20 protein-coding genes are annotated in these 23,083 nt (G+C 48.1%); 8 read left to right on the forward strand and 12 right to left on the reverse strand.

The window, feature by feature from the left end:
- The 3 genes from rlmD to cysM are packed head-to-tail and all read right to left on the reverse strand — an operon-like array spanning position 1 to position 3,162.
- A complete protein-coding gene (gene rlmD, locus PGW99_RS09480; protein WP_273777435.1) occupies positions 1 to 1,392 on the reverse strand; it encodes a 23S rRNA (uracil(1939)-C(5))-methyltransferase RlmD in 1,392 nt (463 codons plus the stop codon).
- Positions 1,393 to 1,401: 9 nt separating this feature from the next.
- The gene (locus PGW99_RS09485) at positions 1,402 to 2,217 is read right to left on the reverse strand and encodes a 3'-5' exonuclease (RefSeq protein ID WP_273777436.1); all 816 of its coding nucleotides are present in this window, start codon (positions 2,215 to 2,217) and stop codon (positions 1,402 to 1,404) included.
- Positions 2,218 to 2,232: 15 nt separating this feature from the next.
- A complete protein-coding gene (cysM, locus tag PGW99_RS09490) occupies positions 2,233 to 3,162 on the reverse strand; it encodes a cysteine synthase CysM (RefSeq protein ID WP_273777437.1) in 930 nt (309 codons plus the stop codon).
- A gap of 154 nt (positions 3,163 to 3,316) precedes the next feature.
- On the opposite strand from cysM, the gene PGW99_RS09495 reads away from it, so the two are divergent.
- The 5 genes from PGW99_RS09495 to rsfS all read left to right on the forward strand — a co-directional run bounded on the left by PGW99_RS09495 (position 3,317) and on the right by rsfS (position 9,209).
- Positions 3,317 to 6,127 carry a GacS-like sensor histidine kinase gene (locus PGW99_RS09495; RefSeq protein ID WP_273777438.1) on the forward strand — a complete coding sequence of 937 codons (2,811 nt, stop codon included), beginning with the start codon at positions 3,317 to 3,319 and terminating at the stop codon, positions 6,125 to 6,127.
- 114 nt (positions 6,128 to 6,241) lie between these two features.
- A complete protein-coding gene (locus PGW99_RS09500; RefSeq protein WP_273777439.1) occupies positions 6,242 to 7,030 on the forward strand; it encodes a crotonase/enoyl-CoA hydratase family protein in 789 nt (262 codons plus the stop codon).
- A 10-nt stretch (positions 7,031 to 7,040) separates the two neighbouring features.
- Positions 7,041 to 7,907: an NAD(P)-dependent oxidoreductase gene (locus PGW99_RS09505; RefSeq protein WP_273777440.1), complete on the forward strand. Its 867-nt coding sequence runs from the start codon at positions 7,041 to 7,043 to the stop codon at positions 7,905 to 7,907.
- 27 nt (positions 7,908 to 7,934) lie between these two features.
- On the forward strand, positions 7,935 to 8,729 hold the full coding sequence (locus PGW99_RS09510; protein WP_273777441.1) for a hydroxypyruvate isomerase family protein: 795 nt from the start codon (positions 7,935 to 7,937) through the stop codon (positions 8,727 to 8,729).
- A gap of 78 nt (positions 8,730 to 8,807) precedes the next feature.
- On the forward strand, positions 8,808 to 9,209 hold the full coding sequence (gene rsfS, locus PGW99_RS09515; RefSeq protein ID WP_273777443.1) for a ribosome silencing factor: 402 nt from the start codon (positions 8,808 to 8,810) through the stop codon (positions 9,207 to 9,209).
- 67 nt (positions 9,210 to 9,276) lie between these two features.
- Here the strand turns inward: rsfS and PGW99_RS09520 are convergent, their stop codons facing one another.
- The 5 genes from PGW99_RS09520 to PGW99_RS09540 form a co-directional block, all read right to left on the reverse strand.
- A complete protein-coding gene (locus PGW99_RS09520) occupies positions 9,277 to 9,900 on the reverse strand; it encodes a hypothetical protein (protein WP_273777444.1) in 624 nt (207 codons plus the stop codon).
- Between the two features lie 10 nt (positions 9,901 to 9,910).
- A complete protein-coding gene (locus tag PGW99_RS09525) occupies positions 9,911 to 11,245 on the reverse strand; it encodes an ammonium transporter (protein ID WP_273777446.1) in 1,335 nt (444 codons plus the stop codon).
- A 152-nt stretch (positions 11,246 to 11,397) separates the two neighbouring features.
- Positions 11,398 to 12,849, reverse strand: coding sequence for an NAD(P)(+) transhydrogenase (Re/Si-specific) subunit beta (locus PGW99_RS09530; protein ID WP_273777447.1), 1,452 nt, complete (start codon positions 12,847 to 12,849; stop codon positions 11,398 to 11,400).
- A gap of 12 nt (positions 12,850 to 12,861) precedes the next feature.
- Positions 12,862 to 13,176, reverse strand: coding sequence for a proton-translocating transhydrogenase family protein (locus PGW99_RS09535; RefSeq protein WP_273777448.1), 315 nt, complete (start codon positions 13,174 to 13,176; stop codon positions 12,862 to 12,864).
- Between the two features lie 11 nt (positions 13,177 to 13,187).
- Positions 13,188 to 14,315, reverse strand: coding sequence for a Re/Si-specific NAD(P)(+) transhydrogenase subunit alpha (locus tag PGW99_RS09540; protein ID WP_273777449.1), 1,128 nt, complete (start codon positions 14,313 to 14,315; stop codon positions 13,188 to 13,190).
- A 236-nt stretch (positions 14,316 to 14,551) separates the two neighbouring features.
- Between PGW99_RS09540 and PGW99_RS09545 the strand changes: the two genes are divergently transcribed.
- Both PGW99_RS09545 and PGW99_RS09550 read left to right on the forward strand, forming a co-directional pair.
- Complete coding sequence (locus tag PGW99_RS09545) at positions 14,552 to 15,478, forward strand: DMT family transporter (RefSeq protein WP_273777450.1); 927 nt, start codon at positions 14,552 to 14,554, stop codon at positions 15,476 to 15,478.
- Between the two features lie 157 nt (positions 15,479 to 15,635).
- Positions 15,636 to 16,826 (forward strand): MFS transporter, encoded by a 1,191-nt coding sequence (locus tag PGW99_RS09550; protein WP_273777451.1) that lies wholly within the window; start codon positions 15,636 to 15,638, stop codon positions 16,824 to 16,826.
- A gap of 13 nt (positions 16,827 to 16,839) precedes the next feature.
- Here PGW99_RS09550 and PGW99_RS09555 read toward each other — a convergent pair whose 3' ends face one another.
- The gene (locus tag PGW99_RS09555) at positions 16,840 to 17,481 is read right to left on the reverse strand and encodes a hypothetical protein (protein WP_273777452.1); all 642 of its coding nucleotides are present in this window, start codon (positions 17,479 to 17,481) and stop codon (positions 16,840 to 16,842) included.
- Between the two features lie 207 nt (positions 17,482 to 17,688).
- Between PGW99_RS09555 and dusA the strand changes: the two genes are divergently transcribed.
- Positions 17,689 to 18,693, forward strand: coding sequence for a tRNA dihydrouridine(20/20a) synthase DusA (gene dusA, locus PGW99_RS09560; protein WP_273777453.1), 1,005 nt, complete (start codon positions 17,689 to 17,691; stop codon positions 18,691 to 18,693).
- Between the two features lie 120 nt (positions 18,694 to 18,813).
- On the opposite strand, the gene PGW99_RS09565 is transcribed toward dusA, so the two are convergent.
- The 3 genes from PGW99_RS09565 to acnA form a co-directional block, all read right to left on the reverse strand.
- Positions 18,814 to 19,254: a hypothetical protein gene (locus PGW99_RS09565; RefSeq protein WP_273777454.1), complete on the reverse strand. Its 441-nt coding sequence runs from the start codon at positions 19,252 to 19,254 to the stop codon at positions 18,814 to 18,816.
- A 118-nt stretch (positions 19,255 to 19,372) separates the two neighbouring features.
- Entirely contained in the window at positions 19,373 to 20,143 is a 771-nt protein-coding gene (locus PGW99_RS09570) for a tRNA threonylcarbamoyladenosine dehydratase (RefSeq protein WP_273777455.1), read from the reverse strand.
- A gap of 113 nt (positions 20,144 to 20,256) precedes the next feature.
- Positions 20,257 to 23,013, reverse strand: coding sequence for an aconitate hydratase AcnA (acnA, locus tag PGW99_RS09575; protein WP_273777456.1), 2,757 nt, complete (start codon positions 23,011 to 23,013; stop codon positions 20,257 to 20,259).
- Positions 23,014 to 23,083 lie beyond the last annotated feature (70 nt).

The following is a 23,083-nucleotide window of genomic DNA, read 5'->3' on the forward strand; positions in this document are numbered from 1 at the left end:
TTAATCGTTTATCTCTTGGATTTTTTCGAATAAAGCAATCGATTCAACATGTCCGGTATGTGTAAACATATCCATGACCCCTGCTTTTTTTAACTGGTAACCATGCTGAACCAAAATCCCTGCATCTCGCGCTAGTGTAGCTGGATTACATGAAACATAGACGATTCTTGTGGCGGAAAATTGCGGAATATACTGCATTACTTGCTCCGCGCCTGAACGTGGCGGGTCAATCAATAATGCATCAAATCCCTGATTGGCCCAAGAATGATGCGAAAAGTCTTTTGTTAAATCTTGTGAATAGAAACTCACGTTCGACAACTGATTCTTTTGAGCATTTTCCTGACCTCGCTGTACCATGTCATCGCTGGCTTCAACTGCCACCACCTGACCGGTTTCTCCCACACAACGTGCAAGAGGCAAGGAGAAATTACCCAAACCACAAAACAGATCCAGCACCCGTTCGCCTTTTTTCAATTCAAGCAATTCACATGCCAGCTTCACCATTTGTGGATTCACTGTGGAATTGACTTGGGTAAAATCGAGCGGCGAGAAGCCAAATTCAATATCAAAGGCATCCAGACGGTAATGCAGACGCATCGCGGCTGTCGGATCATCTACACGATGCAGCGTTTCTGCAGCACCGGGCTGCAAATACAGTTGCCACTGCCTTTGTAACGTAAATTGTTTTAATTGGTTGACATCCGATGTCGACAATTTTTCAGTATGCCGCACTAGCAGTGCGACTTCACGATCTCCCATCGCCAATTCTATATGACCGATCGCCGCTTTGCCTTTAAGACTTTCGAGTAATAGCTTCAGCTCAGGAAGTGACTGACTCAGCACCGTATCGAGTACAGCACAATCCTGAATTGGCGTCAGCCGGTTGCTTTGCCGCTCACGAAACCCCATCAGCAACTGCTGTTTCTGCGGTAGATAGCGCACCCCGATACGTGCTCGACGGCGGTAATCTTCCCGGGTTGAACGCAAGGGAGCAAGCCAGGTTTCTGGGCAAATTCCGGCGAAATGTTGCAGGTGTGAAGCCAGAACCTGCTGTTTCAGCTGAATCTGCTCATCTGCCTGTAAATGCTGTAAATTACAGCCCCCACAGAGCGTAAAATGCGGACAAATTGGCTCAATACGCGTCGCTGCAGGCGCACTGAGCAGTTCAATGCAGTCAGCTTCTTCTAGGCGTTTGTTGACCTGGGTGATTTTGGCACGAACCGTTTCACCGGGTAATGCATAGCTGATAAAAACCTTCTTGCCCTGCTTGTCTGCCGGATGTTCAGGATGACTGCCATAATGTGCAATTCCGCGACCTTCATGAGAGAGTGACTCTACCTGAAAGGTATAAACGGAGGAAGGAAGCCGACGAGATGGGGCACGGTGTTTCAAAGCAATAACCTAATCCGGCAAAGAGGAAAGAAATGTTTGGGTAAACGGTGTGTGTGCTGCACTTTGCCGCCATAAGGACAAAAATTCAGCATGTTGCGGTTGCGTGGTTAAATACTGCCAGGTGGCTTGCAGCCAAGCCTGATGATCCTCACTCAGCAACTGTCCTTTCAGCAACAGCCACCGCAGATAAACCAGCCAGGTATTCAGCACATCCCCTTCACAATAAGAGGTTAATTGCTGCCATTGTTGCTGTCGAACATATTCCGGCACCTGATAACCTAAACCACGCTTGCCAGGAAAACCGAGCAGTTGTGCAATATCATCCAGTTTCTGGAAGTTACGCCCATTAAACATCGCCATCACATCCATCAGATCCACATGGCGCTGATGATAACGATTCTGGTAGTTATTATAGCGTTTTTGCGTATCAATTTCGCCCTGGTCAAACAGTGCAGGCGCTGACAGGCCATGATACATGGCACGGAACAGAATCACCGGCAAATCAAATTGCGAACCATTCCAGCTCACCAACACCGGATGACGCTTGTCAAAAATCGACAGGAACTTCCTGAGCAGTTCTGCTTCAGTATCGTGCTGCTGACTAAAAGAAAACAGCTTCATGCCGTTTTCATCAATCCACAGCCCGGAAATACAGACAATTTCATGCAGCGGAAGACGCTGAAAATCGGTTCCAGCTTCTTGGCGGCGCAATTTGATCAAGGCCTGTTCCAATGCCGGCTCAGGCAAATCCAGATCATGCAAATGCGCCCCGGCCTTAAGATCCGTCAGGGTTTCGATATCAAACACCAATACAGGGAAACGCATTTGCTCAGATTTCCTTTATTCTGGATCTTGAACCGAGAACAGACCGGTCGAAAGATAACGATCACCACGGTCACAGATAATGCAGACAATCACCGCATCCGGCTGTTCATGCGCAATTTTGAGCGAAGCCCAAACTGCGCCACCGGATGAAGTTCCCGCGCTGATGCCTTCTACCTTCGCCAATTTACGCATGGTCTTTTCCGCTTCGATTTGTGGAATATCAATAATGCGGTCAATGCGGCTACGATCAAAAATGGTCGGCAAATACGCTTCTGGCCAACGGCGGATTCCCGCAATACTTGAACCTTCCGATGGCTGTAAACCAACGATTTGAATATCGGGATTTTGTTCTTTTAGGTATTTTGACACACCCATAATGGTGCCTGTCGTACCCATCGAACTTACGAAGTGAGTAATTTTACCACCAGTTTGCTGCCAGATTTCAGGACCTGTAGTCAGATAATGCGCCTCAACATTGTCCGGATTACCAAACTGGTTTAACACTAGTCCTTGACCTTCGCTTTGCATTTTCGCAGCCAGGTCACGCGCACCTTCCATGCCCTGTTGCTGGGTCACTTCAATCAGCTCGGCACCATAGGCCAACATGGCATCTTTACGTTCCTGACTCATGTTGCTTGGCATGATGAGTTTCATTTTATAGCCACGCATCGCCGCTACCATGGCCAACGCAATCCCGGTATTTCCACTGGTTGCTTCGATCAAGGTGTCACCCGGTTTAATCTGACCACGCTTTTCCGCCTGCATGATCATATTATAGGCAGGTCGGTCTTTCACGGATCCGGCCGGGTTGTTTCCTTCTAATTTTGCCAGAACCGTGGCCTGGGTATCTGCTGCCAGTCGCTGTAAACGGACTAAAGGTGTTTTGCCAACATAATGGTCTAACAAAAATTCATCTGCGAGGAAATCAGGATGTGTATTACTCATTATATGCACCGATATCGAGGTGACCGGTATTGTATGAAAAAATGACTAAAGCTGCACACATTTCCCGGGCTTTATTTCAAAACTGCTTAAAGCATCATCAGTTGGCAACAAAGCATGTTAAGATGCGGCGCATAGGGATCCAATTGCTTTAACCATGTCAAATTTCGATAAGAAACTACTAAAGCGCCTGCACTTAAATCATGCCTATGGACAGCTGATTGCCTTGATTTTTGTGCCCATTATGATTCTGGCCGCCGTCGGGACGGAACTGGTGCTGAGCGAGACGTCTAATGCCGCACGTTCCCAGCAGCGGCAAACGGCGCTGGTCATTTTGACCCGCTATCAGGCCACGGCAACTCAGTTGCTCAACATGCTGGATAGCCAACCCGAGCGCCGCCGTGATGCTGAAATCGCATTACAAAATATGTTGCACGAACAGTTCCTGTCACGTGCCGCCATTATCGATCAGCATGGAAAGAACCGGGTCAGTGTCGGATTACAAACTCAACGCTTATGGCCACTATTTAAACAGGATGCAACTTTTTTCGGTCCGATAGTTTCACATGGCAACCATGTTTACGGCATCCGCATCAACAATAAAATTCCGCATCCAGCCTGGCTGGTGATTGAGCTGGACAACCAGCCCCTGACTATCTCACATTATCGAATTTTGATTGTCCTGATCGCGACCGGTCTGATTACCCTACTGTTGTTACTGCTGTGTCTGAATTTTTACTCACGGCGCTGGATTGCCCCGATGTACGAAATTCGAATGCAGTTACAGCGGGTCAATGCCGACACCTTGGATCAGCACATGGTGATTAACAGTACCGGTGAGTTACGCCTGCTGCAGCGTGATATTGCCAATCTGGTTAAACGCCTGCATTACAGTTTTCTGGAACTGAAAGAACATACCGAACAGACTGAAGATGACCTGCGTCGCACCCTCGACACCTTGGAAGTGCAAAACATTACCTATCGTCAGGCACGGGATCAGGCGATTTCAGCCAACCAGTCCAAATCGGTTTTTCTGGCCAATATCAGCCATGAATTGCGGACACCACTAAACAGTATTGATGGCTTCATCCATCTGATGCTACGCCAGGGTAACCTCAGCAATGAACAGAAACTCTACCTGCAAACCATTCGCAAATCCTCAGCACATCTGTTGGCTCTGATCAATGACGTCCTAGACTTTTCAAAGATTGATGCTGGCAAACTGGAACTGGAAACTGCACCATTTGACCTGGAAGAAGCCATTTTTGATGTGATGGACATGCTGTCACCGCTGGCAGCACAAAAACATATCAATATGGCATTCTATTATGCCGATGATGTCCCACAAGAAGTTATTGGTGATGCCTTACGTTTCAAGCAGATTTTAACCAACCTGATTTCCAATGCCATCAAGTTCACCCCGGATGGTGAAATTATTGTGCGTGCGCGGATGGAACATGATGATATCGGACAATGCCTACTACACTTTAGTGTGCAGGACAGCGGTATCGGTTTAAGCGGAACAGATCGCAAGAAACTGTTTGAATCCTTCTCGCAAGGAGATGCGTCTGTAACGCGTCAGTTTGGCGGTACCGGCTTAGGCCTCGCGATTTCAAAACAACTGGTGCAGTTGATGCAGGGGCAGATTGGTTTTGAAGACAATCAGGAACGTGCGCCAACGGCCAAAGGCTCAACCTTCTGGTTTACCGCCCGGTTTGCAGTAGATGAAGATCACGGCATCGAGCATCCAAGCTTTGCCGAATTAAAAGTGATTTCTTATCTGGCCCATCCGGCAACGGCGAATATTTTGCGGCATTATTTGGAAGATTATCAGGTACAGCATATTGAAAGTGCATCTATTCTCGACCTATTCAGCCGTCTCAACCAGCTCCCGCAACAGGTTGAAAATACCTGGTTGATTGTTGACCACAGTGGTGACAGTGAGGCTCTGCTGCGTGAAATTCGTCACCGTTATACGGGCAATCTGGCGGTATATGGCTACCAGATGGAATTGTCTCCGACTATGCTGAATGATTACCGTGCACGTGCACTGTATCAGCCACTGAGCCGTCATGCGCTGATTCAGTTACTCGGCAATGAACCGGTCTTCGATGAACTTCAGCAAAAGGCCTTTGATGGTCAGGGCTTACACATTCTGGCCGTCGACGACCATTTGCCCAACCTGATTGTCTTGGAAGCTTTGCTGGGTGAACTGAATGTCACCACCAGCAAGGCACAAAGTGGCCAAGAAGCCTTGGCGCTGATTGAACAGCGTCTAAAACGTGGTGAAGCAGCATTCGATCTGATCTTTATGGACATCCAAATGCCGGTCATGTCGGGTATAGATACCACCCGCGCCATCCGTTCACTCGAATCGACGCTGGAAAATGTCCGTCATCCGATTATTGCCTTAACCGCCCATGCGCTGGCTGATGAAAAACAGAAATTACTAAAAGTCGGTATGGACGATTACGTGACCAAGCCAATCCAGATTGAACAGATTATTCAGATTCTGACCGAATGGACACATAACAGTTTTAATCAGCAGCAAAAAAATAATGATCATGCTGTGATGATTGCCGCGCTCGACCCCGACATTCTGGATTGGCAGCAGTCGGTACAGCTGGCGGCCAACAAGGAAGAGTTGGCACTGGATCTGCTCAAAATGCTGATTGACAGCTTCGCCACGGAACTGACGGAAATGCAGCAATTGATCGAACTGGAAGATTTTCCTCAACTTGAACACGTCCTGCATCGCTTATATGGCGCAACACGTTATGTTGGAACGCCAAAATTACAACGGATCAGTGGGGAGTTTGAGCAGTTTATTTCTACCTTACGCAAAGAACGCCGCCGTGCCGATGAGGCCTTTATTCAAGAAACCCTGCGTCGTCTGGACGACCTGCAACTGGTCATTCAACAAGTCACCGAAGCTGCCCAGCACCTGCTTTCCAAACAGGACGCCTAAGACCACGACTCGACTAAAGTCAGGTGAGTCACACATTTATCGTGACTCGCCTGTCATGTATGCTGTTCTTGCTCATGCTATGCTCAGGCCTGAGAAGAATAAGAGTCGCGTCCCATGGCATTATTAAGAATTGAACAGCACAACGGCATTGCGACGGTTTATCTGAACCGACCGGAAAAACGCAATGCTATGAGTTTCGCCCTGTTGCAGGAATTGATCCAGACCGCCCAACAATTAAAAAAAGACCGCCACTTACGCTGTGTCATCCTCACCGGTGAAAGCCAGGTTTTTAGCGCGGGGATCGACCTGAGCGATCTGAATCATCCGAAAAATCGTGCTTATGCCGCATGGGAATTATTAAAACCCGGCACTAGCCTCTTTCAAAAAGCCTGTCTGATCTGGCAGGAACTTCCCGTACCGGTGATCGCCGCCTTGGAAGGCTTCTGTTTTGGTGCAGGCATGCAGTTGGCGTTGGCTGCAGATTTACGGATTGCCCATCCCCACACCCAAATGTCGATCATGGAAAGCCGCTGGGGACTGGTGCCCGACATGGGATTGACGCGTTCGCTGCAAAGCCTGATCGGCATTGACCAGGCCAAAGAACTGACATTTACCGGACGTACATTTAACGCAGAATATGCTCACAGCATTGGCTTGGTCAGCCATCTGGACACAGCACCCTTAAACCGTGCCTATCTGCTGGCAGAAGAAATTGCCCAACGTTCGCCCGATGCAATTGTGGCGGCCAAGCAGGTATTGAATGCCATGCTGTTGCAACCACAACGTGCCCTACGCCTAGAAAAAATTTGGCAGTTCAAATTGTTGCTGGGAAAAAACAGCCGTCGAGCCAGACAAAAAGACCGTCAATCCGACCTGACATTTTTTCCACGCCAATATTCATAAGAGAGGCCATATGATTTTCGATCGTCATACCAAAATCGCATTTTTAGGACTTGGCTTGATGGGAAGCCGCATGGCCAGCCGTCTCGTACAAGCAGGATTTCAGGTGGGCGTGTGGAATCGCACGGCTTCCGCCTGTGATCCACTGGTCAATATGGGGGCGGAAGCCATTGACCTGTCCAATATTGGCAAATATCAGGTGATTTTACTTTGTCTGGCAGATGATCACGCTGTTGAATCTGTTTACCAGCACATGCAACCTCACCTCAAACGCAATCAGGTGATTGTGGATTTCTCCAGCTTATCTGTGGAAAAAACCAAACAACTGGCACAAGCCGCCCATCAACAACACGTCACCTGGATTGACTCACCCGTTTCGGGTGGCACGGCAGGTGCAGAACAAGGGACGCTGGTGATTTTCGCCGGCGGTCATGCAGCTACAATCGACAATTTAAGCCTGATTTATAATGTCCTGTCACAACGTGTGACCCGTATGGGCGACAGCGGGACAGGACAGGCGACCAAAATCTGCAACCAGTTGATCGTCGCAGCTAACAGTACCCTGATTGCTGAAGCGGTGGCACTGGCTGATCAAGCTGGCGTGGATACCCGCCTGCTTGCTCCGGCCTTGGCTGGTGGTTTTGCCGATTCCAAACCTTTCCAGATTCTGGCACCTCGTATGGCGACCCATACCTTTGAGCCAGTTCAATGGAAGGTACAAACTTTATCGAAAGATCTGAACAATGCAGTTCGTCTGGCGCAAAGTTATCAGTTGTCGATTCCAGTCGCACAGCGTGCATTGCAGCAGCTACAGGCCCATCAAGACAGCGGCAACGGTCAAAAAGACCTCGCCAGCATCATTGAATACATCGAACAATAAACTCACCCTCACAATGGAGCGCGACACATGAGTAAACTGGCAGTCAACTTGTCCATGATCTTTACTGAAGTTCCCCTCATTCAGCGTTTTCAGCAAGCGCATGAGCACGGTTTCAGACATGTAGAAATCCAGTTTCCTTATGAGTTAAGCATTGAAGAGATCCAGGTTCAGTTGATTCGTTATGACCTGAGCCTATGCCTAATCAATGCACCTGCCGGGGACTTGATGCAGGGGGGTAACGGACTGGCTGGTGTCTCAGGGCAAGAAGCTGCATTTTATCAGGCCGTTGAGAAAGCGATTGCTTATGCCAGTGCACTCAAGGTCCCGAATGTGAATATTCTCGCCGGCAAGCAGCCACTCGATGCCGACCTGCTCCCTTGCCTCAATACCTTAGCCAAAAATCTCAAGCTAGCGACCCATATGCTCAGCGATGTTGGAATTCAGCCGGTCTTTGAAATGATCAACGGCACTGATATGCCCCGTTTTCTGGTACAGAATATTGCCCAGGCACAAGAAATGCTCGAGGCTGTTAATCATCCGGCGTTAAAAATGCAATATGACTGCTACCATATGGCCATGATGGGAGAGGATGTGTTAGCAGGATTACAGGAAAACATCGAACAGATTGGACATATCCAGTTTGCTGACTGCCCAGGTCGCCATGAACCAGACACCGCACAAATCGACTTCGCAACAATTTTTAACTGGCTCAAGCAAAGCAATTATCAAGGTTATATCGCAGCAGAGTATCGTCCACAAGCACACTCCAGTCATTCTTTCGCCTGGAAACAGAAATATTTTGCCGATCATTTACAATTTTAATGTCGGTGCTTGATTTGAAATTTAAGGGTAAAGACGCTATATTAGATCATGAGTTATTGTCAGGAAATTACCACCTTTATGAATTTAGAACCATCGCCCAGCGCTTCTAATTCTTACGATCTCGCCATGAATGCCCAAAATCAACACGTTCAAGCTTGCCTCAATGTCGTGCGTGAAGCTTTAGTTGATGTAAAAGCCAAAGATATTATCGAACTTGATGTCAGCAATATCAGCAATGTTGCCGATGCGATTGTAATCGCCAGCGGTACCTCTACCCGTCACGTCAAAGCACTTGCCGACAATGTAGCTGAAGAAGCACGCAAAGCCGGTTTCCGCCCGATTGGCGTAGAAGGCGAACGTGATGCTGAATGGATCCTCATCGATCTCGGTTTCGTTGTCGTTCATGTCATGTTGCCAACAGCACGTAAATTTTACGATCTTGAAAGCTTGTGGCGTGTCGCCCCGGAATCCGTGACTTAAGGACCCGACACACTTCAAATGAATAGAAAAGCGACCATCAGGTCGCTTTCTGTTTTTTAAGGTCTCGCTACAACAGCTGGTGCAGGTCAACATCGGGAAAGGTATTTTTCACCTGCAACCTAGTGCGTGCATATATCTGGTCAGCCTTGGCAGGTCCATAAAACTCACAATAGACTTCATATAACGCCGTAATCACTTTGGCATAACTGCTTAACGGCACAAACTCCAGAAAATCTAGCGCATCCACTCGCTGTAACGGATCAACCGAGAGCTTGAGTAAGCGCAGCTGGGCTTTCACTTCAGCATCAAATTCTGCACGATCCACATCAGTGACAGTGTGCACCACCTGCTGGATAAACTGGATAAAAGCATCTGTCAGATAACCGGAAACCAAGGTTTCGTGTTTCGTTTGCCCTTGCTCAGCTGGAGACTTTCCTTGAAGACGTACCTGTTTTTCCACTTCTGCAATTTCAAACAGCAGCTCCCGCAGCATTTCTTTACGCTGCTGTTTTAAGAGGTCCGTCGTACAAATGTCTTGCAAAAAACGGTTCAGCACAAAGGATGGCTGATTGCCATAGCACTGTTCCCAATATTGTACGATCTGCTCCAGAACACTGCCCTGCACAAAACGGCTCAGGCCTTTGGCAATCGCCTGCTTCTTTTGTGCAACCGATAAAACGTCTACAGACATCTTGACCTCCTTAATGTCGTGTTGTCATATCGTCGGTTTCAAAGGTCACGTCACGCTGAAATTCCGGATAGCACAGCTCGGCATGCTCGGTATAGTCTAGACCACGTTGTTCATGCTGTTTACTGACCCGCAATCCACCGAGCACTTTATCAAGAATCTTGAATACGATGAATGCCACCCCAAATCCCCAAACAAAGGCCGCGCCCACACCTAACACCTGCACACCAATAATTCCAGGATTAAACATCTGCTTCTCAAAGAAGATCCCGGCAGCCAGTGTTCCCCACACACCACAAAAGCCATGAACCGCTACAGCATCCACCACATCATCAATCTGAAATTTCTCTAAAATGGTGGGCAATATACTTACCAGCAGCCCCGCCACCAACCCAGTCACAATCGCGAACAAAGGTGTCATGGTGGCACAGCCAGCTGTCACTGCAACCAAACCACCCAGTGAGGCATTAATACTCGAACGCATCAACATGGCTTTGCCACGCAATAATGCCCAGAACATATATGCTGTTGCTGCTGCACAGGCCGCCAAATGGGTGTTTAATGCAATCCGGCCAATACTGACATCTGCACGCACAGTAGATGCTGCATTAAAACCAAACCAGGCCAACCATAAAATGAATCCCCCCAAAGCTACCAATGGCAGATTATGCCCTGCCAAATAATGGCTTTGACCATGTCGACCAAAACGCCCGAGACGCGGTCCCAAGACCATAATGCCTGCCAGCGCTACCCAACCACCGATTGAATGCACTACGGTTGAACCGGCAAAATCGATAAAACCTAAGGCTTTCAACCAGCCTTCGCCGCCAAACAAGCTGCCCCATGCCCAGCTGCCAAATATCGGGTAAATCAAGCCACTGACTATAATGGCACTGACCACATAGGCTACAAAATGAATCCGCTCTGCCATCGCCCCACTAGCAATCGTGGTGGCTGTAGCAGCAAACATCATTTGAAAGAACAACAAATTCCAGTGCCAGTCATCCAGCTGATTCGGTGCAAAATGGCTCATGCCCAGCCAACCAGTCTGATTCAGACCAAACATCAGGCCAAAACCGAACAACCAGAAAATCAACCCACCCAAGCAGGCATCCATATAGTTCTTCATCAATACATTGACGGTATTCTTACTGCGTACCGAGCCGCTTTCAACTAAGGCAAACCCGGCTTGCATAAAAAACACCAAGATACCGCCCACCACCACCCAGACACTATCCAGTGACAAGCGGATTTCCTGAATATTGGCTGCTGGTGTTAGATTTCCTTCAGCCCATACTGGACGGACCACCCCAAATAAAAACAACATGAGATAAATTATTTTTTTCATATAGCACCCCTAAGCTTAATTAGGGAAATGCAAGTAAAATGCCAACTTATTAAAATATCATCAGAATATTGCTAAATCCCTCTCTCAAAAACCAATCAAATGAGCGCAATAAAAAACCACCCGAAGGTGGTTTTAGATCAGCTCGAACAATCTTAGTGCCCAGTTCCATTAATGGCTTTGGTCATATCTTCCACCACTTTTTTGGCATCACCAAAAACCATCATGGTTTTATCATGGTAGAACAAATCATTGTCCAGACCCGCATAACCGGTTGCCATCGAACGCTTGATCACCATAATCGTGCGTGCTTTATGTGCTTCCAGAATCGGCATGCCATAAATTGGTGAACTTGGATCATCTTTGGCAGCCGGATTCACCACATCATTCGCCCCAATCACCAAGACAACATCGGTTGCCGGGAAGTCTGAGTTGATCTCATCCATCTCCAGAATGTCTTCATACGGTACATCCGCTTCTGCCAACAGCACGTTCATATGACCTGGCATACGACCAGCCACCGGGTGGATAGCAAAGCGTACAGTCACACCCTGCTCTTTTAGCAAGTTGGCCAACTCTTTCACGGCATTTTGTGCACGACCTTGTGCCATACCATAACCTGGCACAATAACGACACTGTCCGCATTCGACATCAGAAAACCTGCATCATCTGCTGAACCGGAACGATAGTTACGTTGTACCTGCGCACCTGCTGCAGCCACAGGTGCAGCAGCACCCATGGTGCCACCAAACAATACGTTGATAATGGAACGGTTCATCGCCTTACACATAATGTAAGACAAAATCGCACCCGAGGAACCGACCAAGGAACCTGCAACGATCAGCATGTTGTTTTCTAGAGTGAAACCGATTCCTGCGGCAGCCCAACCCGAAAATGAGTTCAGTAAAGACACCACCACCGGCATATCACCACCACCCACCGGTGCAATCCAAACCCAACCAAAAGCTAATGCCAGTGCGGTCATGGCCCAGAATGCAGTCATATTGCCTGTAGTAAAGAAGTAGAAACCACACGCCAGCATGGCAATAAAAATCGTTGCCTGCACAGGTTTAACCCAGGCACCCGCAATGGTTTTTGCCCATTTTTTAGCCGCCAGTTTACCGTAGGCAAACACAGAAGCCGTAAAGGTAATCGCACCAACAAAACAGCCCACAAAGAGTTCAAACAAATGCACTTTGCTCATATGTGCAGCTTCAACCCCTGCAGCAGTCAATGCTTGTGGATTCTGTGCAAATAGAGTCGTGAGCTGATTGTTATGCAGGATTGCGGCAATCGCAATCAAGACGGCTGCCAAACCGACCAGAGAGTGCATCAGTGCCACAGTTTCCGGCATTTGTGTCATCGGGACGGTACGTGCACGTGTAACCCCCACCACAGCACCGAGCACCATTGCACCAACAATCATCCAGATCACCGGATGATTCGCGACAAAAAAGGTCGTCAGGACAGCAATCGCCATCGCGATCATGCCATAACGGTTACCCGCAATCGCGGTTTTAGGCCCCGACAGTCCACGTAGCGTCAAAATAAACAGGACTGCACCAATCAGGTAGAACCAATCCGCGTTCGCTCGAATAAATTCCATTGTGTCGTCCTCTTATTTCTTCTGCTTTGGCTTGAACATTTCAAGCATGCGGGCAGTCACTGCGAAACCACCAAAAATATTAATGCTCGCCAGGAACACCGCAATCGCGCCTAAAACGCTGACAACATTGACACTCTGAAACTGCACATTGGCATCCATACCCAATACAGGCAGACCGACGGTCTGGATCATGGCTCCTACAATGATGATCGAGGAAAGTGCATTAGTGACAGCCATCAACGGCGTATGTAACGCAGGCGTCACTCCCCAAACCACGTAATACCCGACAAAAATGGCCAGGACAAAAATCGTAATCGTTTCAACCATGGTTGTTCTCCTTAACCACGCTTCAACAGCACTTGACCCGCATGGGTCACTAATAGGGCTTTCTGAATTTCATCATCCTGATTCAGGACAAAGTTTTTCTCCTGATCAAACAGGGTATCGACAAAATTCAGTACATTACGCGCATACAACGCAGATGCCTCTGTCGCGACAGTTGCCGGAATATTCGGAACCCCTAAAATCTTGACACCATTCGCAGTCACCACGGTTTCGCCCACTTGAGATCCTTCCACGTTACCGCCCGTTTCCACTGCCATATCCAGAATGACCGAACCCGGTTTCATCTTGGCCACGGTTTCTGCCTTGATCAGGCGGGGTGCATTACGTCCTGGCAATAGTGCCGTGGTAATCACGATGTCTGCATTGGCAACAGCCTTATCCACAATCGCGGCTTGATCCTGAATGTATTGCTCACCCGGCGTCCAGCCATAACCATTCTTGGCCGCATCCGCAGCACGCTGCTGTTCTTCAGCAGACATGGGCACATCGAGCCATTTCCCTCCGAGGGATTCCACCTGGTCTTTAGCCGTTGGACGCAAATCGGTCGCTTCAACCACCGCCCCCAAACGTTTCGCCGTTGCGATCGCCTGCAGACCTGCCACGCCAACCCCCATCACCACCACACGGGCCGGTTTTACCGTACCCGCAGCAGTCATCAGCATCGGAAACATGCGCTGGTATTCATTGGCTGCCAGTAACACGGCTTTATAACCCGCCAGGTTCGCCTGAGAAGACAACACATCCATGTTTTGTGCACGTGACAAGGTTCGAGGCAACAGCTCTAATGCAAACGCAGACACCTGCTGTGCCGCAAATTGCTCAAGCTCAGGGTTGCGATAGGGATCAAACATCGCAACCACCGCAGTTTGCGCTGCCAGTTTCGCAATCTCGTCCCCCTGTGGAGCACGAACTTTCAAAATCAGCTGGCTACCGGTATAGGCATCCTCGGTGATTTTGGCACCCATCTGCTCATAGGCACTGTCCAGGTAAGCGGCTTTGACTCCAGCGCCGCGTTCAATCAAGACACTATGACCGGCGCTAATTAACTTCTTGACTGTCTCTGGTGTTGCAGCAACGCGGTGTTCACCAGCGACAGTTTCAACAGGTATTCCAATCTGCATGAGCATTCCTCAAGCTTGTGTTTTCTCAAGTAAACATCGCGCTAAGCAATGTTTCCCCCAGGATTATTCTTATTGACTCACTTGGATTCTAATTAAAGTTTTTGAAAATGCTACCCAGTATTTATTTAATAAATGATGACATTTTCAAACAATGATTCTTAAAAATTATGATGCGATATATAATTTTTTAGTTAAGCTTTTTATTTTTAAGCAAACACCACCCTAATTTTCTGTGCATGAAACCAGCTCTCTCTAGCACGCAACTCGGCTCGTTGTTTGCCTTATCCGCTGCCTTTTTGTTTAGCAGCAAAGCCATCCTCATCAAACAAACCTATGCCCTATCTCCTCTGGTCGATGCCACAGTTCTGATGGCACTTCGTATGGCCAGTGCTTTACCTTTTTTCCTGCTTATCTGCTGGTTCTGCCGTCACCGCAACCGGGGCATTCAGGCTAAAGAATGGGGGTTATTAGTGTTGTCTGGCCTTCTGGGCTATTACTTTGCCAGCTGGCTGGATTTCTTGGGTTTGATGTTTATTAGTGCGTCGTTAGAACGGATTATTCTGTTTTTGTACCCGACCCTGACCGTTCTGGGTTCGAGTGTTATTTATAAACAAAAATTAAATGTAAAAACTTTGTTTGCCATTTTGTTGAGTTATGGTGGAACGCTACTCGTGCTGTTGCAGGAACACAATAACGCACCAATTCAGGGCAATTTCTGGTTGGGTGCCAGTTTGGTGTTTGCCAGTGCGGTGGCATTTGCGGTGTATTTACTGCTGACACCACGGCTCATCCAGGAATTTGGCTCCTGGAATTTTACCGGTTTAGCCCTGAGTGTGGCTTGTATCGGCACGCTGCTGCATTATGTCGTGGTAACTCCCGACCCACTGCATCTATTGCTCAAGTTACCGGCAAGCGTGATCTGGTATGGCGTTGGATTAGGCTTTATGGTCACCGTTTTACCCACTGTGCTACTTATGCAAGGCATTGAACGGTTGGGGGCGGCTCAATCTGCCATGATTGCATCCATCGGTCCGATCCTGACCATTTTACTGGCGGTGGCATTTTTAAATGAGCATCTGAATGGCTGGCAATGGCTGGGCTGTATTTTGAATATTGTCGGGGTGATGATGGTAACCCTGAATAAAAACAAACTGAAACATTAAGCACCCGGTAAACTCTGATCCAAGCCGTTATATTTGCTCAGGTTATATAAACTCAGTATATATTCCACCAATCCAAAGCAGTGTTTATCCTGCGGTTATTTTTGCTATAGTTCCGCACACTCTATTTGACCAGTTGGTTTATTTTTCAGGAGTTCTCATGTCCGTAGCCTACGATATTAGCCACAACAAAGCATTACTGTGGCTGATGGCTATTGCCTGTGGTCTCTGTGCCGGATCCAACTATTACTGTCAGCCACTAATCCATTCAATCCAGCAGTATTTTTCGGTCAGCGCAGCTTCAGCCGCTCTCACGGTCACTTTTGCCCAAGTTTCTTATGCCTTTGGACTGCTACTCATCGTCCCGCTGGGTGATGTGAGCAACAAACGTAAATTAATCCCGGGACTGATGGTGCTGACTACATGTGGTTTGTTTCTCTGTGCCTTTGCAATCAATTTACCGATGTTATGGATAGGGACTATTCTCACTGGGCTGTTTTCTGTGGCGGCCCAAGTCTTGATTCCCCTAGCAACCATGGCAGTTAAACCGGAAAAAACCGGTGAAGTGGTGGGCTTCTTAATGAGCGGCCTGCTCGTCGGCATCTTGCTATCTAGTACTCTGGCCGGCCTGCTGTCCGATCTGTTGCACTGGAAAGCCATTTACGCACTGAGTGGCATACTGATGTTATGGCTGGCGTTCCTCCTACACGGCAAACTACCTTATGTGCTGCGCCTGAATCTAAGCTATGGCCAGATTTTTCACTCCATGGCCAATTTACTGCGTCATGAAAAACGCTTAATTCTGCGTTCTTTACTGGGTGCCTGCGCCTTTGCCTCGATGAGCAACCTCTTTTCGACTTTTGCCCTGCTGTTATCCAACAAGCCTTTTCAGCTCAGTGATTTCTGGATTGGATTGGTACCTCTGGCTGGTATGCTCGGTGCCCTATCCACTTCATGGATTGGCAAATGGGCCGATCAGGGTCATACTGAACGTTTGACCTGGATCGGTGCAGCGATCCTGTTACTCAGCTGGCTACTACTTTATTTTTCACAACTGGGTTTACCGTTCTACCTACTGGGCTTTGCACTGATCAATTTAGGGCTGGCGATGCTACACAGCTGCAACCAGAACGTAATTTTCCGCCTGCGTCCCGATGCAAAATCTCGTTTAAATGCCATTTACATGACCTTATATTTTGCCGGTGCAGCTACCGGTTCAGCACTTGGCGTCTTTGCCTGGCAGTATGGCGGCTGGCAAGCAACCTGCTTAACCGGTTTCATTTTGGCGCTCTGTTCTGCCGGTTTTGCCATGATGGACCGACTCATCAAACCTGTCACGAAACCAGCCTAACAACCCAAACATGTCAGGAAAATTGCACAACCGGATAAAAGGGTTGCGGTTGATCCAGCGCTTGAGCATTTTCCAGCAGGATAAACATAAAGCCCGAAAGCAGACCCGATAAAACACTACAGGCTTCCGACAACTGTGTCCGGTTCACACTGCTGTGGTAACTACTACCACCTTGCAACAACTGTTGTCCTAAAGTCTGCAGGCAGTGGAACAGACGATGCAAAATATGCAAGGCGTCTTGTTCTTGCCAAGCTTGTTGCCATTGTTGCTGATCGCGCTCAAAAGCCTGTTGCCAGGCCAGTTTGCTAATCTTTTGGTTCTGATAATCCCAATAAGACTGAAAGGCATAAGGAGACTGCAATAAAAAACGGATTGCTTGTGGAAATCGGCTCCAAATCATGTACTCAATACGGTGCGGTGCATCATGCTGGAACATCTGATCCAAAAAAGGCTGCAAGGTTGTTTCTTCAGCGTCTGTTTCGCGCGCACACATGGCTTTGAATGCCACCCACAAACTGATAAATTTTAAATCCAGTTGTCTCGCATCTAACTGCAAAGCCTGCTTAAACCAGCTCAGCGTACGTTGCATGCGCAGATTAAAATACTCAGAATGTTGCGCTTTCTGGCTGCGGAACACCATTTCTAGCACTAACATGAACACCTCTATCTTCTTTATTTTTCTAGTTTGATGCAGCATAGACATCAAAAAAATTACACTTAAATTTCAGCAAAAAACCGCTTTGAAACATCTACGGGTTACCATCCAATCACCACCCGATCAGCAGTTTTCAGGATCAGGCTATTGTATTATAGCCAAAGTCCGTATAATTTCGCCCTCTCCTTTCGCGGTTTAGGTTTTCGCATGCAATCCACATCAGTTCTTCAGCCTCGTATTTCAGTTGCCCCGATGATGGATTGGACCACCAAGGATTACCGTTATTTTGCCCGCCTGTTTAACCCGAATGTCGTCCTGTACACCGAAATGGTCACAACGGGAGCGATCCTGTTCGGTGATGCCAAACGTCATCTAGATTTCAATCAGGAAGAACATCCGATTGTGTTACAGCTAGGTGGATCAAATGCAAAAGACCTCGCCACCTGTAGCAAAATGGCGGAGGATTGGGGGTATGACGAAGTCAACCTCAATGTTGGCTGTCCAAGTGATCGGGTACAAAATAACAAAATTGGCGCTTGTCTGATGGCGGAACCGGATTTGGTGGCGGAATGTATTGCCGCCATGCAACAGTCTGTACAGATTCCTGTCACGGTCAAACACCGCATCGGCATTGACGATATGCATTCTTATGAAGAAATGCTGCACTTTGTAGATACCGTAGCAAAAACAGGCTGCAAGCACTTCATCGTGCATGCGCGAATTGCCTTACTGCAAGGCCTCTCACCGAAAGAAAACCGTGAAGTCCCCCCGCTGCGTTATGAAGATGTATATCGTTTAAAACAGGATCGTCCACAGCTCACCATCGAAATTAACGGTGGCATTAAGACCTATGCTGAAACCGTCGAACACCTGAAACATGTCGATGGTGTGATGATTGGCCGCGAAGCCTACCATAACCCGTATTTGCTGGCAGAGCTCGGGCAATTATGGCATCTGCCGATGCCAGACCGCTTCGACATTATGCAGCAGATGATGCCTTATATTGCGCAACGGGTTGCAGAGGGTGCGCCATTGTCGATTATTACCCGGCATATACTTGGTCTGTTCCAGAATTTACCCGGTGCACGCAAATGGCGTCAGGCGCTGAGTGGTGGCAATGCCAAAACCTTAAAAGATGTGGAAACCGCACTCGTCAATATTCAGGCCGCGATGCAACGCACTGAAGACTATTTACGCGAGCATCAAGTTTAAGTTGCAGATTGACTCACGACACCACAGCAATCTTAAGTTGCCTGAAAGATGGTTTCAGGCAACGGATCAGGCAGTATCAACAGCATTAAAAGATGGCTTACGGCTAACCTTAATCAAGGCTTAGTAGGCAGTCAAATTTATATTGGCCTGGCCCACACAAGGGGTTTCTGCCAGAACCTGATCGCCACGGCTCACCCGAATACCCGCTTCTTCTTCGCCACTGGCACGATGATAGGACCACCAGCCGGTATAGGTATTACCATTAAATTTCAGTATGATTTGCTGGGTCATCCACCAGCTCCCACTACCCAAATTTTCACTACCATCATCAATGGAACTGGCAGAACGAGGAACGGAAAATGCCAAATCTGGTGCTGCCACTGACTTTCCATATCGATAGTGAATGACTTTACCTGCATTTAAAAACTGTACTGTTTTGCCGCTGGCAGTTTTACAGGAAAAAATCACCTGATCAGCTGATGCTGCCTGAGTCAGGCTAGACAGGAAAGAAACCAGACATGTCGTGATCAGTGTCGCCGCAACTCGTTGCAATCGTGCCATAAATACTCCAAATCCATTGTTATTCTCATCAGATCAGTCTATCGGGATTTCAATTATTTGAATAGCATCACATTTTATAAAACTGAATGCGGCTTGCCTCACTAATCTATCTAGGGCATTAAGCTCTAGCTTTAAGACTATCCAGTTTCTTCAGCACCTCGGCAACGGCAATCATGGCGAAACTAGATGTCACCACCACGGCAGAACCATATCCCCCACAACGCAAACCAGCACTTGCACACACCTCAGCACTGGAAAACGGATTGTCGATGGAATAGACACAGGTAATACCAAATTTGTCTTTGGGCTTTTTACAAATGCCTTTGGCACGCAACTGGGCACGCAACTTGGCCAGCATCGGATCCTGTTCCGTTTTGGATAAATCGGCCACTCGAATTTTTAATGGATCAAGCTTACCACCTGCACCGCCAGAAACGATAAGCGGAATTTTATTAAAACGGCAATGCAACATCAGGGCCAGTTTAGCTTTCACATCATCAATACAGTCCAGTATCAGATCCGGCTGACCTGCCAATAAGGTTTTGACATTGTCCGGTGTCAGGTAATCATCAATCAGGTTGACCTTGATACGCGGATTAATCTGTCGGCAGCGCTCCGCCATGATTTCAATTTTTTCACAACCCAAGGTCGATGTCAGTGCAGGCAGCTGACGATTGATATTGGAAGCCGCCACCACATCCATATCGATCAGGGTCAATTCACCAATACCCGTACGGGCCAGTGCTTCAACCGCCCAACTGCCCACGCCACCGATCCCGATCACCATTACATGACTGTTTTCATAATGGGTAAACGCATTTTCCCCATAGATTTTGGCAACTCCGGCAAAACGGCGTTCATATTCATCATCTTGAAGAAGGTCTGTCATGGTGCATATCAGCATAAGAAATTCGCTGCTATTTTACTGATTTTCCCTCTAAGCGTCTTGTCTTTCATTTCATAAATAAGCCCAGCATTCGCTGGGCTTATTTATGAAAAATATCAGGATGCAATCAAGTGGCGCAGCACATAATGCAAAATACCACCCGACTTGAAGTATTCCACTTCATTTAAGGTATCGATACGGCATAACACCTGAAAACTGCGTTGCTGGCCCGTGATATCTTGCACATCCACTTCCAAAACCTGATGTGGCTGTAACTGATCCGACAAACCACGGATCGACAGGATTTCATTGCCCGTCAAGGCCAAACTCTGCCGGTTTTGTCCGTCCATAAACTGCAAAGGCAAGACTCCCATCCCGACCAAGTTAGAGCGATGAATCCGCTCAAAACTTTCCGCAATCACGGCTTTCACCCCTAACAGGTTGGTTCCTTTCGCAGCCCAGTCACGTGACGAACCTGTTCCGTACTCTTTTCCGGCAATAATCAGCAAAGGGGTCTGGTCAGTCTGATAGCGCATGGCAGCATCATAAATCGACATTTTGCTTGCGGTTGGAATATGAATCGTATTGCCGCCTTCTTCGCCACCGAGCATTTCATTTTTAATCCGGATATTGGCAAAGGTCCCGCGCATCATGACTTCATGATTGCCTCGACGCGAACCATAGGAGTTAAAGTCCTGCGGTTCCACACCTTGCTGCTGCAAATAGCGCCCCGCCGGACTGTCTTTCTTGATGTTACCCGCCGGAGAAATATGGTCTGTGGTGACCGAATCTCCCAATACCGCCAGAATGCGCGCGCCTTCAATATTCTGGATCGGTGGAGCTGGCTGATCGATGCCCTGGAAAAATGGAGGATGGCGGATATAGGTCGATTGCTCATCCCAGAGATAGGTTTTGCTTGGTGGAATAGGAATGGCTTTCCACTGGGCATCCCCCTCAAAGACTGCCGCATATTCCTTATGGAACATTTGCGTATTGACACTTTGCAGGGCCGCCTCGATTTCAGCCTGAGTTGGCCAGATATCTTTCAGATAGACCAGTTCACCATTGAAGCCTTCGCCAATTGGCTGCTGGCTTAAATCGGTACGGATATTGCCAGCCAAACCATAGGCAATCACCAATGGCGGTGAGGCCAGCCAGTTGGTTTTAACCAGCGGATGCACCCGTCCTTCAAAATTTCGGTTACCCGAAAGCACCGCTGCCACATTCAGATCAAAACATTGCACCGCCTCTTCAATCGCGGGAGGTAAAGGACCTGAGTTCCCGATACAGGTGGTACAGCCATAACCGACCAAGTGATAACCTAGCTGTTCCAGATAGGGAGTTAAGCCGGCAGCATTCAGATAATCGGTCACCACTTTGGAACCCGGTGCCAGTGAGCTTTTTACCCATGGTTTACGCTGCAGACCTTTTTCTACTGCCTTTTTGGCCAGCAAGCCGGCAGCCAGCATGACACTCGGGTTAGAGGTATTGGTACAGGATGTAATCGCGGAAATCACCACATCACCATGCTGCAAGGGGTATTTTTTCCCTTCAATCATGCAGAAAGCTTCTTCATGGGGCAGATTGGCCTGTTTAGCTTCTACCGCCGTTCCACCGCCGCCTTCATTTTCCAGACGCTCTTTTTCCTCTTTAGCAGGTTTCAAGGTCAACTCCATTAAGGCTTTAAAGGTCTGTGGTACATGTGAGAGTGGCACACGATCTTGTGGACGTTTAGGTCCAGCCAGACTCGCTTCCACGGTACTCATATCCAGTTCCAGTGTGTCAGTAAAGACGGGTTCATCGCCCGCATTACGCCACAAGCCTTGTGCCTTGCTATACGCTTCAACTAGGGCAATACGTTCCGGCTGACGTCCAGTTAAACGTAAATAACCTAAAGTGATATCATCAATCGGGAAGAAGCCACAGGTTGCCCCATATTCCGGAGCCATGTTGGCAATCGTTGCACGGTCAGCCAAAGGCAAATCTGCCAAGCCATCGCCATAGAATTCGACAAATTTTCCAACCACGCCTTTTTGCCGCAGCATCTGAGTGATGGTAAGCACCAGATCGGTTGCAGTGATGCCTTCGTTCAGTTTTCCAGTCAGTTTAAAACCGATCACTTCTGGAATCAGCATGGAAATCGGCTGCCCTAGCATCGCAGCTTCTGCTTCAATCCCACCTACTCCCCAACCCAACACACCCAAACCATTAATCATGGTGGTGTGTGAATCTGTACCTACCAGCGTATCTGGAAATGCAAAGGTCTGGCCTTCAACGTCATCCGTCCAGACGGCTTGTGCCAAATACTCCAAGTTGACCTGATGGCAAATCCCGGTTCCCGGAGGAACAACCCTAAATTGGTTTAACGCCGATTGCCCCCAACGCAAAAACTGGTAACGCTCGCCATTGCGCTGCATTTCGATGGCCACGTTCTGTTCAAAGGCTTGGGGTGTGGCAAAATGATCGACCATAACCGAGTGGTCAATCACCAGATCAACCGGTGACAACGGGTTAATTTTGTCTGGGTCTTTACCGGCTTTGGCAACGGCAGCACGCATGGCTGCGAGATCCACCACAGCAGGCACACCGGTAAAATCCTGCATCAGGACGCGTGCAGGGCGATATTGAATTTCCTGTTCCGAACTTCGGGTGGCAGGCCATTGCAGCAGCGCATGGATATGTTCGGTTTTTACGGTCAGCTGATCTTCAAAGCGCAATAAATTTTCCAGCAAAACCTTAAGTGATTTCGGCAAGCGTGTCACATCCGGACACTGGGTCTGTAATTTATTGAGGTTATAAATCTGATAATGTTTAGAATCGACTGTCAGTGTTTCTAAGCTATTAAAACTATTTAGATTACTATACTTGGCCATCGAGTTACCCTCCGGCTTGGCATGTTATTTTTCTGTGCCCAGCGAACTACGTCTGTATTTACTGTATGCC

Source organism: Acinetobacter sp. GSS19 (genome assembly GCF_028621895.1).
Taxonomy (GTDB): domain Bacteria; phylum Pseudomonadota; class Gammaproteobacteria; order Pseudomonadales; family Moraxellaceae; genus Acinetobacter.